We start from the raw sequence: 13,828 nt of genomic DNA on the forward strand, positions 1-13,828 counted from the left end.
CGTGCTCCGTTAGTTAAACCATGCGCCGAGCGGCAGGGTCACGTCCAGCAGGCGGTCGAAGGCGTACCAGAGTAAAATGCCCAGTACGACCCCGGAGATCCCCGCCGCAGGCAGCGAGGCGTTAAACAGTATGCCAATCACCATCGTCAGCAGGGCGGTGGCAATCGGGAAGCCGAGCCACTCAAAGCCCCACGCATACATCAGCAGGACAATTACCATTACCAGCAGACGTTGCAGCGTACGGCGTGGCGGCCACTCCACGGTATCCGGATGGCGCAGCAGCAGCGCCACCGAGCAGAGCAGCATCAGGCCGACTATGCCGACGGGGAAGGGGCGTGGCCCCACGGGTTCATAGCTGTATTCGCTGTGGATCTGCCAGGCGACGAACATGCCGCCAATGCAGAGCAGCAGCCATATCCCGGCAAAAATGCGATCGCTCATAGCGCCTCCGGTTATTTCGCCAGACCAAAGGCTTTCGCCTGTTCGCGGTAGTCATTCACCTGTTTTTTGACATACTCGTCCAGCTGCTTGCCGTTCAGGTTGAACTCAAACAGCCCGCGCAGATCGCGCTGTTTTTTGAACTCCTCGGTTTGCTGAAGTTTTGCGAAGGTATCCACCCACCACTGGTACTCGGCGTCGGTCACTTTTGGCCCGACGAAGAAGCCGCGGATGATCGGCCAGACCAGGTTATAACCCTGCTCTTTAGCGGTTGGGACGTCTGCCAGCTGGCCCGGCAGACGGTTTTCCGAGAAGACCGCCAGCACGCGGATCTTATCCCCGCTCAGGTAGGGCACCATTTCGCTGAGATCGCCCGATACCGCCTGGACGTGATTGCCCATCAGCGCCGTCACCGGCTCGCCGCCGCCTTCAAAGGCCACGTAACGCATCTTGTGCGGATCCACTTTGGCCTGCTGCGCCAGCAGCGCGGCTTTCATCCAGTCCTGGCTGCCGATAGAGGCGCCCGCGCCAATGACCACGCTGTTCGGATCTTTTTCCATGGCGGTCAGCAGATCTTTCAGGGATTTCCACGGGGAGTCCGCGCGCACGGCGATCATGCCGTAATCGGTGCCTACGGTGGCGAGCCAGCGCACGTCATTCACGTCATAACGACCAAATTTCCCCTGCGACAGGTTTAGCAGCGAACCGCCGGAGAAGGCCACCACGGTGCCCGCTTCGGCAGGGCGCTGCGCGACGATGGCGTTATAGGCTACCGCGCCCACGCCGCCGGGCATGTAGGTGACGCGCATCGGTTTCTCGATGGCCTTCGTCTCCAGCAGGCTGACCTGAATCAGCTTACAGGTCAGGTCGAAGCCGCCGCCGGGTTTGGCCGGGGCGATACATTCGGTACGGGATGGCGCGTCCTGCGCCTGGACGACAGAGGCACTCAACAGCAATACGCTTGCAGCAAGGGTAGAAAGTAATTGTTTTTTCATCGTTTATCCTCACGCCGGAGAACCGGGAGTACGGGTACGGGTGTATTTTTTCTGATTATGTGAACCACCTTGTAGCGGTTCCGTTGCGTGATTGTTAAAACAATAACCTTTCATTTCCCTTTCACTGCGACACCAACTTTACAGGATGTGATATGCGTCTCTTACTGGCGGAAGATAATCGTGAGCTGGCTCACTGGCTGGAAAAAGCGCTGGTACAAAACGGATTTGCCGTGGATTGCGTCAACGATGGACGGGCGGCCGATCATCTTTTGCAGGGAGAAAACTATGCCGTCGCGATCCTTGATATCGGCATGCCCGGCTTCGACGGGCTGGAGGTGGTGCATCGCCTGAGAAAGCGCGGGCAGACGCTGCCGGTGCTGTTTCTTACCGCCCGCAGCAACGTGGCAGACAGGGTGAAGGGGCTGAATGCCGGGGCGGATGACTACCTGCCGAAACCGTTCGAGCTGGAGGAGCTTGATGCCCGCCTGCGCGCGCTGCTGCGCCGCAGCGAAGGACGAACCCAGGAGCGCCAGCGGCTGGGAGAGCTGGAGTACGATGATGAAGGCTTTTTTCTGCTGCGCGATGAACCCCTTTCCCTCACGCCGCGCGAACTCTCTTTGCTGAAGGTGCTGATGCACCGCCGGACCCGTCCCGTCTCCCGGCAACAGCTTTTCGACCAGGTATTCAGCCTGAACGACGACGTCAGCCCCGAGAGCATCGATCTCTATATTCACCGCCTGCGTAAGAAGCTGACCGGCAGCGGGGTGCGGATCATTACCCTCCGGGGGCTGGGCTACGTGCTGGAGTGCGGCGATGAGGTGGGTTAAGCCGCAGTCGCTTTACCTGCAACTTTTGCTTTTTCTGGGTTTGCCGCTGCTGCTGTTATGGGGGCTGTCAGCCTTTAACAGCTACGTTAGCGCGTTACAGGCGGCGACGCAGGCCTATGACCGCACGCTGTTATCCTCGGCGCGCACGGTGTCAGAGCGGCTGGTGGTGCACAACGGCAAGCTCCAGGTGAACGTGCCCTGGGTCGTGCTCGACAGCTTCGAGCTGAACATGAACGATCGCCTCTATTACAAGGTCGTGGACCCTGACGGGCGGACGATCTCCGGCTACGACGATCTGCCGAATATGCCTCCCTCCACGTCGCGCACTACACACTATCCGGCGCTGGCGTGGTTTTATCATACCGAGTATCGCGGGCAGGCGATCCGCGTGGCGAAGCTGCTCCAGCCGGTTAACGAGGACAGTGTGTTCGGGATGGCGGAGATCTACGTCGCCGAAACGTTGCAGTCGCGGCGCTATCTGGCCACTCAGCTGCTGTTTTCCTCGCTCGTGTCGCAGGGGCTGCTGGTGCTGCTTACGCTGGTCCTGACCGCGTGGCTGCTGCGTCGTGTGCTGCGCCCGATGCGGCAGCTCTCGTCCCTGATGGTGCGCCGTGAGCCCGGGCTGCTGGCTCCGCTGCCGGAGCTGCTGCCCTGGTCGGAAACGCGGCTGCTGATTGTGGCATTTAACCGCTATATCGACAGGTTGCGCGGCGTACTTTCGCGGCAGGCGCGCTTTAACGCCGACGCCTCACACCAGCTCAAAACGCCGCTGGCGGTGCTGAAAACCCAGGTATCGGTTGCCCTGACGCGTAACGATCCGGCGCTGTGGCAGGAGAGCTTACGGGCGATGAACGTCACGCTGGATAACACCATCGTGCTGACGGAAAGGCTGTTGCAGCTTTCGGCGGTGAAGCGAAAAGAGCAGGGGGAGCGACAGTTTGCGCCTGTCGATCTGGTACAGGTGGTGCAAAACTGCTGCTTTTCCCGGCTGGCGCAGGCGCGCAGCAAGGGTATCGATCTCGGTTATGACGGCGTACAGCAGTCGGTAATGATTGAGGGGGATGACGTGTTGCTGGGCGAACTTTGCGCCAACCTGCTGGAGAACGCAATCAAATACACACCGGAGCAGGGCGTCGTGACGGTGTACCTGCGCACGGCTAACGATGCCGTTGAGCTGAGCGTGGAGGACAGCGGACCGGGCATTGCTGAAGACCAGATCTCCCAGGCCATGCTGCCGTTTCATCGGCTGGATAACGTGGGCGATGCCGCCGGGTCCGGCATTGGCCTGGCGCTGGCTAACGATATTGCCCGCCTGCACCGCAGCCATCTTCAGCTGATGCCCAGTGAAAATCTGGGTGGGCTGAGCGTGAAAATGCGCTTTCTGATGCTGGTATAAATGCCGATATTATCAAATCGTTACAAACTAATTGCCCGCCGCACGCGGAGTCCATTGATCACACAGGCAGTCAGGTTAAAATCTCGCGGTTTTTGGACATCTCTGAATAAATTGTGCGGGATCACGACAATGAAAAAAGTGGCATTAATGGGCTTAAGCGGCCTGATGTTTGTTTCAGCAGCGGCAAACGCAATTTCCTTCAACGGCTCGGCGGGACAAGATTATACCCATCTGGGCTTTGGTCTTGGCACGGATAGCGCAGGCCTGGCAATGACCGGCGGCTGGACGCACAACGACGACGATGGGGATGCGGCAAGCCTGGGCCTCGGCTTCAACGTGCCGTTGGGTCCCTTCCTGGCGACCGTCGGCGGTAAAGGCATTTACACCAACCCGAACGACGGCGACGAAGGCTACGCGGCGGCAGTGGGCGGCGGCTTGCAGTGGAAAATTGGCGACAGCTTTGGCCTGTTCGGTGAGTACTACTACTCCCCGGATTCCCTCTCCAGCGGTATCGACAGCTATCAGGAAGCTAATGCCGGCGCGCGCTGGACCATCATGCGTCCGATCACCATCGAAGCGGGCTATCGCTATCTGAACCTGGCCGGTAAAGACGGCAACCGCGACAACGCCCTGGCAGACGGTCCGTACGTCGGCGTGAGCGCCGGTTTCTAATCCTCTCGGCGCGGCGTTCAGTCGCGCCAGTTTCTCTCTTCCCCCGGTCCTCGATTGCGCTATAGTGTTTTGACCATTGAAATGGGAGAACACAATGATAAATGTGGAAATGTTATCCACTGGCGACGAAGTGCTGCATGGGCAAATCATTGATACCAATGCCGCCTGGCTCGCCGATCTCTTCTTTGAGCAAGGATTACCGTTAACGCGCCGCAACACCGTAGGTGACAATCTTGAGTCGCTGGTCAACGTTCTGCGCGAGCGCAGCGAACGCTGCGACGTGCTGATTGTGAACGGCGGGCTGGGACCCACCAGCGACGATCTCAGCGCGCTGGCCGCCGCCACGGCCAAAGGCGAAGGCCTGGTTCTGCACGAGGCGTGGCTGGCACAGATGGAGCGCTTTTTCTCCGGGCGTGGCCGCGTGATGGCCCCCAGCAACCGCAAGCAGGCTGAAATTCCCGCCAGCGCGGAACTGATTGATAACCCGGTCGGCACCGCCTGCGGGTTTGCCGTTCAGCTGAACCGCTGCCTGATGTTCTTCACCCCGGGCGTGCCGTCGGAATTTAAAGTGATGGTCGAGCAGCAGATCCTGCCGCGCCTGCGCGCGCGCTTTACGCTGCCTGAACCGCCGCTGTGCCTGCGTCTGACCACCTTTGGTCGCTCGGAAAGCGATCTGGCCCAGAGCCTCGATCACCTGCAACTGCCTCCTGGCGTGTCGATGGGCTATCGCTCCTCCATGCCGATTATTGAACTGAAGCTGACCGGACCGGCGTCAGAGAAAGCCGGCATGCTGGCGCTGTGGCCGGAAGTGCAGCGCGTCGCCGGGGAAAGCCTGATTTTCGAAGGAACGGAAGGGCTGCCGGCGCAGATCGCAGCGCATTTGCAGTCCCGCCAGCTGAGCGTGACGTTAAGCGAGCAGTTTACCGGTGGGCTTCTGGCGCTTCAGCTTACCCGGGCGGGTGCGCCGCTGCTGGCCAGTGAAGTGGTGCCGTTCCAGCAGGAGACGCTGGCGCAGACCGCGCGCTGGGCGTCCGAGCGCAGAGTGAAGCATTTCGCCGGGCTGGCGCTGTTTGTGGGCGGGCTGGATGAGGAGCATCTCAACTTTGCCCTTGCAACGCCGGAAGGGACGCACGCCCTGCGGGTCAGGATGAGCATTACCCGCCACAGCCTGGCCGTGCGTCAGGAGATGTGCGCGATGATGGCACTGAACATGCTGCGCCGCTGGCTGAACGGGAAAGAGGTCGCCAGCGAGCACGGCTGGATCAACGTCGTCGAATCGCTGTTCGTAGAGTGAAAGTGTGCCGGGGCAGAGTCCCCGGCAACGGTTACGCCAGCGCTTTTGCCAGCAAGGTAATGGGATGTTCACAGCGTTTGCTGGTGGACATCTCGATCTGCCACTTGCAGGTTTCGCAGTCCGTCACCACGATATCTGCGCCGCTCTCTTCAATCTGCCGGAACAGCGGCGCGCCAATGGCCTGTGACGTTGGGTAGTTTTCACGCTTGAAGCCGTACGTGCCTGCGATGCCGCAGCAGCGTGAGTCCAGCACCGTCAGCTCCAGCCCGGGGATCAGCCGCAGCAGCTCAAGCGTATAGATCGACCAGCCCATCTTCTCCATATGACATGGCGTGTGATACACCACCTTCAGCGGCAATTTGCCCAGCGGTAACGTCTGACCGCTGTCCAGTTTGCGCCAGAGAAAACGGGTCGCCAGCTCAATGTGCTCGCGCAGGCCGGTGTTATCCACATCCAGCAGATGCGGATATTCATCGCGCAGCGTGAAGGTACAGGTTGAAGACGTCGCCAGTACCGGTATCCCTTTGTCGACGATCGCCTCGCGTAAAGAGGTGACGTTGCTGCTCGCCTGCTTGCGCGCTTTGTCGATGAAGCCGTTGGCAATCAGCGGAACGCCGCAGCACTTTTCTTTGTTCAGCAGCTGAACGCCCGTTCCCATGGCGTTCAGGACTTTCAGCAGGTCTTTTCCCAGCTGCGGATGGTTGTAGTTCACGTAGCAGCCGTGGAAGAAGGCGACCTGCTCAGTGAACTGCGCCTGTTCTGCCGCCACGGATTTAAACCAGCGGCGGAAGGTGCCGTGAGAATATTTCGGCAGGCTGCGGTGGTGGTCGATTTTGAGCGTCGCATCCAGCAGCCTGCGCACCGGCTTCAGGGCGGTGGCGGCATTGACGACCGGCGCGAAAGGCGTTGAGAGGCTGCCCATCAGATCGGTGTGGCTCAGTATCGCGTCACGCAGCGTCGGTTTTTGCGTACTGTAGCGGGCGCGGGCGCGCTGGATGATATCGCCGATTTTCACATCTGACGGGCAGGCCACTTCGCAGCGTTTACAGTTGATGCAATATTTCAGCGCCTCGTCGTACAGCGCGCCATCCTTCAGGCGCAGACGCTCCCCGTCGGGACCGGCCTGTTTCGGGCCGGGATAGCGCGGATCGACGCCGCTGACCGGGCAAACCGTGGTGCAGACCGTGCATTTGATACAGCTTTCAAATCGGGTGTCGTTCATTGTGCTCCCTCCCTGCGCTGGAGAATCTGCTCCGCGACATGCAGCGCAGTGACGGCGCAGACGCCGCCACCGCAGCCCTGCGCCACGGGATCGTACCCGCCCAGAACCGAGCCGATGGCGTAAAGATTTTCAACCGGTTCCCCGCCCAGCCGCGGGCGCAGTTGGCTGTCGACGATCACGCCGAACTGCTGCCAGGGCTGCGGGGTGAAGAAATCGCTTTGATACCAGTCCGCGCGGGAAGCGCTTTGCCGGACGTCCAGACCGAGGATCGCCTCACGCACGCCATCCCGGCTGCTCAGCAGACCGTTACTGAAGAAACTGCCGCTTGCCAGCACCGTAAAGCGTGCGCGAAGCGGGATGTCGCCGTGGTTGCGGGTCCAGATTTCGCTTACCGCGCCCTCAGCCAGGGTGATTTTTTTCACCTCGTCGCCTGCCATCCAGACGCCACCCTGGGCAACAAACTGACGCTGAAGCTGGGTGTGCAGACGAATGCCGGGCACGGAAGGGGGGAGCGTCGGCAGTAAACCGAGCGTACAGGGCAGGCGCGCCGAGAGCCAGCGCCAGAGCCGGTTGTCCGTTAAGCCAAAACAGGCGGGCATAAACAGGGCGTCGCAGGTCTCGCCGAGCGGTTGAAGCGCCGCGTACAGCTGCGGCCAGTAACTTTCATTATCCAGCAGGCGGGCAATGTTCACCGCACGAAACTCGCTGGGGTTTTCGCGCAGCACGTCGAGTTCGGGGAGATCAATCTCCGCCGTATCCACCTGAACACCCTGCTGTCTGAGAGACGCGGCGGCCAGATGCGGCTGGAAATCGAGGAAGCCGCTGATCCCCACCACCCGCACGCGCTCGGCAGCGATGGGGGCGACAGGCACCTCTTCCGGGCTAAGCCAGGCGGCGCGCAGGGTGCCGAGCGGCGTGACGCGCTGATGATTTTGCTCGGCGTCACCCTGCATGCGTGCGCCGCAGGTGGTGAGCAGGTGTTCGGTTTCGCAGGCAAAGCGGGCCATATTCTCTGCGCCCGCCAGGCGGTAGGGATGTTCAGGCGGCAGATCGGCGAACGATAGCGCGCCCAGTAAATCCAGCGAGCCGGAAGAGAAGTGCAGGGCACTCTGACCGCGAGTGACAATGGCGCAGCGCAGACTCCGCTGCGTCAGTTTGAGGCCGCACAGCAGGCCCGCCAGTCCCCCACCCACAATCACGGTATCAAATTTCATGGTTGTGCTCCTTCTCCAGACCGCAAAGCCCCTGATAGACCCAGCGGGTAAACTCGCTTTCGCGCAGGGCATCGCCCCAGGCGACGGGCTGAATGCCTTTCCAGCGCTCGTTTAAAAAATCGCTGAGCTGGGCAAGCGACTGGGTTGACGTGGTGGCGTGAAAACGTTGCAGCAGCCCGGCGGCACGGCAGGCGCACAGCTCCCCCTGACAGGTGCCCATCCCGACGCGCGTGCGGCGGCGTAAATCGAGCAGGTTGTTCACCGTCAGGTTTTCCACGGCATACTGCACCTCGCCTGCGGTCACGGCTTCGCATTCGCACACCAGGCTGCGGCTGAGTCGCCCTTCACCGAGCCAGGTTGGGGTGCGGTCGCCGTGACGGTAAATCGCTGAACCGCGAAGCGGGGCAGGGAGTGAAATGATTTTGTGCAGCGTTTTTTCTGTCGATTGCTGCGAGCCGGGCAGAGCCTGTTCCGCCGTCACGCACGGTGCGGTGTTGCCGAGCTTACGGCAGACGGCATCGGTGGCCCACTGGGCCATCAGCCGGTAGGTCATCAGCTTGCCGCCGGTAATGGTGATAAACCCGTCCATGCCGTCACGTTCGGCGTGATCGAGCAGCACGATGCCGCGGCTGACGTTACGCCCGCTCGGATCGTTATCGCTGGCGACAAGGGGACGCACGCCCGCGTAGGCACGCAGAATACGCGTCTGCGCCATCACCGGGGCCAGCTTTTCCCCTTCGCGCAGCAGGATATCCACCTCTTCAGCGGTGACGCGGTTGTAATCAATTTCGCTGTAGTCCACATGCATTGAGGTCGTGCCGATTAACGAAATGGTGTCCCCCGGCACGAGGATATCGGCGTCAGACGGTTTACGGCAGCGGTTGATGACATGGTTATTGATGCGGTGGTCGAGGATCAGCAGCGAGCCTTTCGCCGGGAACATGCGCACCGACAGGTCCGCGTATTCCGCGATGCGCTGGCCCCAGATCCCCGCCGCGTTGACCACGACGGCGGCATACAGCTCGCGGTGTTCGTTGTACTGCACATCAAACACGCGCACCCCGCGCACGCTATTACCTTCACGAATAAGCCCGGTGACGTGATGCCCGGTCAGGATCTGGGCGCCATGTTCCCGCGCGTCGAGCATATTGGCGGCGGTCAGGCGGAAAGGATCAACGGTTCCGTCCGGTACTTTTACCGCGCCCAGTAACGCCGGGTTTACCGAGGGTTCAAGACGGCGCGCCTGCGCAGGATCGATCGCCTCGGCCTGAATGCCTGCCGCCGTGCAGGCGGTGATAAAGGTTTGCTGAAAGCCGAGGTCATCTTCTGGAAGGGTGATAAAAAGACCGTTGGTCGGTTCAACGCAGTGGCGGGCGATGCGCCTGAGGATCTGGTTTTCAGCGATACACTCGCGTGCTGACTCAGCGTCAGTGACCGCATAGCGGGCGCCGCTGTGCAACAGACCGTGATTACGTCCCGTCGCGCCGGTGGCGATATCGTGGCGTTCCAGAAGCGTGACGCTCAATCCCCGCAGGGCGCAGTCGCGTGCGATGCCGGCACCCGTCGCGCCACCGCCAATGATAATCACATCGCTGAAGCGTGGATCGTGAATTGTCATTGCCTTTCCTCTATGTTCGTTTTTTAGCATTTAGCCACATTGATCGTGTGGTTTGTTTGATTTCGAACATAAACGCGCGAAATTCGAAAGTGAAACGTGATTTCATGCGCTTTTTTGCGCATTCTGTCATATTTCTGTAACAATCTGTGCGTTGATTCACAGTAACATTCACCGTGATTTCTTAACATCGCCGCCTCTGTAGCCGGGCGCGAGATGCCCGGTCATTTTTTGAAAGGCCACGGAGGCTGTTATGCTCAGTATCTTTAAACCTGCGCCACATCGGGCGCGACTGCCAGAGGCAGAGATTGATCCTCTCTACCGCCGTCTGCGTTGGCAAATCTTCCTCGGGATCTTCTTCGGGTATGCGGCGTACTATCTGGTACGTAAAAACTTTGCGCTCGCCATGCCGTACCTGGTGGAGCAGGGCTTCTCTCGCGGCGATCTGGGATTTGCGCTGTCGGGGATCTCCATCGCGTACGGTTTTTCGAAGTTTATTATGGGGTCGGTGTCGGATCGTTCGAATCCGCGCGTGTTCCTGCCCGCCGGTCTGATCCTCGCGGCAGCGGTGATGCTGTTCATGGGCTTTGTGCCGTGGGCGACCTCCAGCATTGCCATCATGTTCGTGCTGCTGTTCCTCTGCGGCTGGTTCCAGGGGATGGGGTGGCCGCCATGCGGACGCACCATGGTTCACTGGTGGTCACAGAAAGAGCGTGGTGGAATTGTTTCGGTCTGGAACTGTGCGCATAACGTCGGGGGCGGGCTTCCACCGCTGCTGTTCCTGCTGGGGATGGCCTGGTTCAACGACTGGCATGCCGCGCTCTATATGCCAGCCTTTGGCGCCATTCTGGTGGCGATTATCGCCTTCGCTCTGATGCGCGACACCCCACAGTCCTGCGGCCTGCCGCCGATTGAAGAGTACAAAAACGACTACCCGGATGATTACAGCGAGAAGCACGAAGAAGAGCTGACGGCAAAGCAGATCTTCATGAAGTACGTGCTGCCGAACAAGCTGCTGTGGTACATCGCGGTGGCAAACGTATTTGTCTACCTGCTGCGCTACGGCATCCTCGACTGGTCGCCAACCTACCTGAAAGAGGTGAAGCACTTCGCGCTGGATAAATCCTCCTGGGCCTATTTCCTGTATGAATACGCGGGCATTCCCGGCACGCTGATCTGTGGCTGGATGTCGGACAAAGTGTTTAAGGGCAACCGTGGGGCGACGGGCGTGTTCTTTATGACGCTGGTCACCATCGCGACGGTCGTTTACTGGCTCAACCCGCCGGGGAATCCGGGTGTGGATATGGCCTGTATGATCGTCATCGGCTTCCTGATTTATGGTCCGGTTATGCTGATTGGTCTGCATGCCCTGGAGCTGGCGCCGAAGAAAGCGGCAGGCACGGCGGCAGGCTTTACCGGTCTGTTTGGCTACCTCGGCGGTTCAGTGGCGGCAAGCGCCATCGTCGGTTACACCGTCGACTTCTTCGGCTGGGACGGCGGCTTTATGGTGATGATTGGCGGCAGCGTGCTGGCTGTTCTGCTGTTGGTTGTTGTGATGATTGGTGAAAAACGTCACCACGCCGAAGTGCTGGCGCGTCGTCAATAAGGAGCATTGCGATGAAATTAACTCAGTTAGCGACAGGTCTGCTGCTGGCGGGCCTGATGACAGGCTCCGCGCTGGCGGCGGATAAGATCGTGATCGCCCACCGTGGCGCCAGCGGTTATCTGCCGGAGCATACGCTGCCGGCAAAAGCGATGGCCTATGCCCAGGGCGCGGATTATCTGGAGCAGGATCTGGTGATGACGAAGGACGACCAGCTGGTCGTTCTGCATGACCACTATCTTGACCGCGTGACGGACGTGGCGGAACGTTTCCCGGATCGCGCCCGTAAAGATGGTCGCTACTACGCCATCGACTTCACGCTGGCGGAGATCCGCTCGCTGAAGTTTACCGAGGGCTTCGAGATTGAAAACGGTAAGAAGGTACAGGTCTATCCGGGACGTTTCCCGATGGGCAAGTCTGACTTCCGTATTCACACCTTCGAAGAGGAGATCGAGTTTGTTCAGGGGCTGAACCACTCGACAGGAAAAAATATCGGTATCTACCCGGAAATCAAAGCGCCGTGGTTCCACCATCAGGAAGGGAAGGACATTGCCGCGAAGACGCTGGAGGTACTGAAAAAGTACGGCTACACCAGCAAGCAGGATAAGGTTTTCCTGCAATGTTTCGACGCCGCGGAACTGAAGCGCATCAAAACCGAGCTGGAGCCGAAAATGGGGATGGATCTCAATCTGGTGCAGCTGATTGCGTATACCGACTGGAATGAAACCCAGGAAAAACAGCCGGACGGGAAGTGGGTGAACTACACCTACGACTGGATGTTTAAGCCGGGCGCGATGAAGCAGATTGCGCAGTACGCCGACGGCATCGGGCCGGATTACCACATGCTGGTGGCGGAAGGCTCAACGCCGGGTCACGTGAAGCTGACGGCGATGGTGAAAGAGGCGCATGCGAGCAAGATGCAGGTGCATCCGTATACCGTACGCGCAGACCAGCTGCCGGAGTATGCGACGGACGTGAATCAGCTTTACGACGTACTGTATAACCAGGCGGATGTGGACGGGGTGTTTACGGATTTCCCGGATAAAGCGGTGAGCTTTTTGAAGGATAAACGCTGAAATTGCCGGGTGGCGGCTGCGCCTTACCCGGCCTACGAACTGCGGTTTTGTAGGTCGGGTCAGCGAAGCGCCACCCGACATAATTACATCTCGATCTCAATATCGCCTTTTGCCCGGCAGCAGCAGGGCAAAATCTCCCCTTCACTGATAAAGGCCAGCGGTTCGGTCAGCCAGTCTACCTGGCCTGCGACCAGACGGCAGCGGCAGGAGCCGCAGTAGCCTTCACGACACTGGTACTCTACTTCTACCTGATGCGCTTCAAGCGCCACCAGCAGAGAAGGGTGCTCTTCCTGGCACAACACCTCTGTACCAGAAAGGCTCAGCGTTACGCGGCTCATCAGAGCTGGAAATCGCTCAGGTCGTCGGTGTTGACTTCAGAATCAATCTGACCGACCAGATAAGAACTCACTTCCACTTCCTGCGGCGCAACCTGCACGTTATCGGACACCAGCCAGGTGTTGATCCACGGAATCGGGTTAGAGCGCGTCTGGAATGGCAGATCGAGACCCACAGCCTGCATGCGGATGTTAGTGATGTACTCCACGTACTGGCACAGAATGTCTTTGTTCAGGCCAATCATGGAGCCGTCGCGGAACAGGTAGTCTGCCCACTCTTTCTCCTGCTGGGCGGCCAGCACGAACAGATCGTAGCATTCCTGCTTGCACTCTTCGGCAATCGCAGCCATTTCCGGGTCGTCCGCGCCGCTGCGCAGCAGGTTCAGCATGTGCTGAGTCCCGGTCAGATGCAGGGCTTCGTCACGGGCGATCAGGCGGATGATTTTGGCGTTGCCTTCCATCAGCTTGCGCTCGGCAAAGGCGAAGGAGCAGGCGAAGCTCACGTAGAAGCGGATCGCTTCCAGCGCGTTAACGCTCATCAGGCACAGGTACAGCTGCTTTTTCAGGGCCAGCAGGTTTACGGTAATGGTTTTGCCGTTCACGTTATGCGTGCCTTCGCCCAGCAGATGCCAGTAGCTGGTCATCTCGATCAGCTCGTCGTAGTAGTGCGCAATGCCTTCCGCGCGCTTCTGGATCTGCTCGTTGGTGACGATATCGTCAAACACCACCGCCGGATCGTTCACGATGTTGCGGATGATGTGGGTGTAAGAGCGGGAGTGGATCGTCTCGGAGAACGCCCAGGTTTCTACCCAGGTTTCCAGCTCAGGAATCGAGATCAGCGGCAGCAGCGCCACGTTCGGACTACGGCCCTGAATGGAGTCCAGCAGCGTCTGGTACTTCAGGTTGCTGAGGAAGATGTGCTTTTCGTGTTCCGGCAGCGCCTGGAAATCGATACGGTCGCGGGAAACGTCAACTTCTTCCGGACGCCAGAAGAAGGAGAGTTGCTTTTCAATCAGCTTTTCGAAGATGTCATATTTTTGCTGATCGTAGCGTGCCACGTTGACCGGCTGGCCGAAGAACATCGGCTCTTTGAGCTGGTCGTTTTTCGTCTGTGAAAAGGTGGTATATGCCATTGCGGTGA

13 protein-coding genes are annotated in these 13,828 nt (G+C 59.5%); 6 read left to right on the plus strand and 7 right to left on the minus strand.

Going from position 1 to position 13,828, the window contains the following annotated elements; translation table 11 throughout:
* Positions 1-9 precede the first annotated feature (9 nt).
* Together SK54_RS09215 and SK54_RS09220 are read right to left on the minus strand one after the other, a co-directional pair.
* Entirely contained in the window at positions 10-441 is a 432-nt protein-coding gene (locus tag SK54_RS09215) for a tripartite tricarboxylate transporter TctB family protein (RefSeq protein ID WP_003859443.1), read from the minus strand.
* An 11-nt stretch (positions 442-452) separates the two neighbouring features.
* On the minus strand, positions 453-1,433 hold the full coding sequence (locus tag SK54_RS09220) for a Bug family tripartite tricarboxylate transporter substrate binding protein (protein ID WP_006811363.1): 981 nt from the start codon (positions 1,431-1,433) through the stop codon (positions 453-455).
* A gap of 152 nt (positions 1,434-1,585) precedes the next feature.
* Here SK54_RS09220 and tctD point away from each other — a divergent pair, with 152 nt between their 5' ends.
* From tctD to SK54_RS09240, 4 genes are all read left to right on the plus strand, one after another.
* The gene (gene tctD, locus SK54_RS09225) at positions 1,586-2,260 is read left to right on the plus strand and encodes a transcriptional regulator TctD (protein ID WP_006811361.1); all 675 of its coding nucleotides are present in this window, start codon (positions 1,586-1,588) and stop codon (positions 2,258-2,260) included.
* Positions 2,247-3,656 carry a sensor histidine kinase gene (locus tag SK54_RS09230; RefSeq protein ID WP_045343810.1) on the plus strand — a complete coding sequence of 470 codons (1,410 nt, stop codon included), beginning with the start codon at positions 2,247-2,249 and terminating at the stop codon, positions 3,654-3,656. Before tctD ends, SK54_RS09230 begins: the two co-directional genes overlap by 14 nt.
* Positions 3,657-3,785: 129 nt before the next feature.
* Positions 3,786-4,328, plus strand: a complete 543-nt coding sequence (locus SK54_RS09235) for a YfaZ family outer membrane protein (protein WP_003859436.1) — start codon at positions 3,786-3,788, stop codon at positions 4,326-4,328.
* 94 nt (positions 4,329-4,422) lie between these two features.
* Entirely contained in the window at positions 4,423-5,622 is a 1,200-nt protein-coding gene (locus tag SK54_RS09240) for a nicotinamide mononucleotide deamidase-related protein YfaY (protein WP_048247069.1), read from the plus strand.
* Between the two features lie 31 nt (positions 5,623-5,653).
* Here SK54_RS09240 and glpC read toward each other — a convergent pair whose 3' ends face one another.
* The 3 genes from glpC to glpA are packed head-to-tail and all read right to left on the minus strand — an operon-like array spanning position 5,654 to position 9,676.
* Positions 5,654-6,844, minus strand: a complete 1,191-nt coding sequence (glpC, locus tag SK54_RS09245) for an anaerobic glycerol-3-phosphate dehydrogenase subunit GlpC (RefSeq protein WP_015572283.1) — start codon at positions 6,842-6,844, stop codon at positions 5,654-5,656.
* Positions 6,841-8,058 carry a glycerol-3-phosphate dehydrogenase subunit GlpB gene (gene glpB, locus SK54_RS09250; protein ID WP_048247071.1) on the minus strand — a complete coding sequence of 406 codons (1,218 nt, stop codon included), beginning with the start codon at positions 8,056-8,058 and terminating at the stop codon, positions 6,841-6,843. The genes glpC and glpB overlap by 4 nt, the downstream gene beginning before the upstream one ends.
* The gene (gene glpA, locus SK54_RS09255) at positions 8,048-9,676 is read right to left on the minus strand and encodes an anaerobic glycerol-3-phosphate dehydrogenase subunit A (RefSeq protein WP_045347862.1); all 1,629 of its coding nucleotides are present in this window, start codon (positions 9,674-9,676) and stop codon (positions 8,048-8,050) included. The genes glpB and glpA overlap by 11 nt, the downstream gene beginning before the upstream one ends.
* A gap of 250 nt (positions 9,677-9,926) precedes the next feature.
* On the opposite strand from glpA, the gene glpT reads away from it, so the two are divergent.
* Positions 9,927-11,279, plus strand: a complete 1,353-nt coding sequence (gene glpT / locus SK54_RS09260; RefSeq protein ID WP_003859423.1) for a glycerol-3-phosphate transporter — start codon at positions 9,927-9,929, stop codon at positions 11,277-11,279.
* Between the two features lie 11 nt (positions 11,280-11,290).
* Positions 11,291-12,352, plus strand: coding sequence for a glycerophosphodiester phosphodiesterase (gene glpQ, locus SK54_RS09265; protein WP_023304137.1), 1,062 nt, complete (start codon positions 11,291-11,293; stop codon positions 12,350-12,352).
* Positions 12,353-12,435: 83 nt separating this feature from the next.
* Here glpQ and yfaE read toward each other — a convergent pair whose 3' ends face one another.
* Together yfaE and nrdB are read right to left on the minus strand one after the other, a co-directional pair.
* Positions 12,436-12,690 carry a class I ribonucleotide reductase maintenance protein YfaE gene (gene yfaE / locus SK54_RS09270; RefSeq protein WP_003859419.1) on the minus strand — a complete coding sequence of 85 codons (255 nt, stop codon included), beginning with the start codon at positions 12,688-12,690 and terminating at the stop codon, positions 12,436-12,438.
* A complete protein-coding gene (nrdB, locus tag SK54_RS09275) occupies positions 12,690-13,820 on the minus strand; it encodes a class Ia ribonucleoside-diphosphate reductase subunit beta (protein WP_048247942.1) in 1,131 nt (376 codons plus the stop codon). The genes yfaE and nrdB overlap by 1 nt, the downstream gene beginning before the upstream one ends.
* Positions 13,821-13,828: the final 8 nt, after the last annotated feature.

The organism is Enterobacter sp. MGH120 (genome assembly GCF_001037725.1).
Classification (GTDB): Bacteria; Pseudomonadota; Gammaproteobacteria; order Enterobacterales; family Enterobacteriaceae; genus Enterobacter; species Enterobacter hormaechei_C.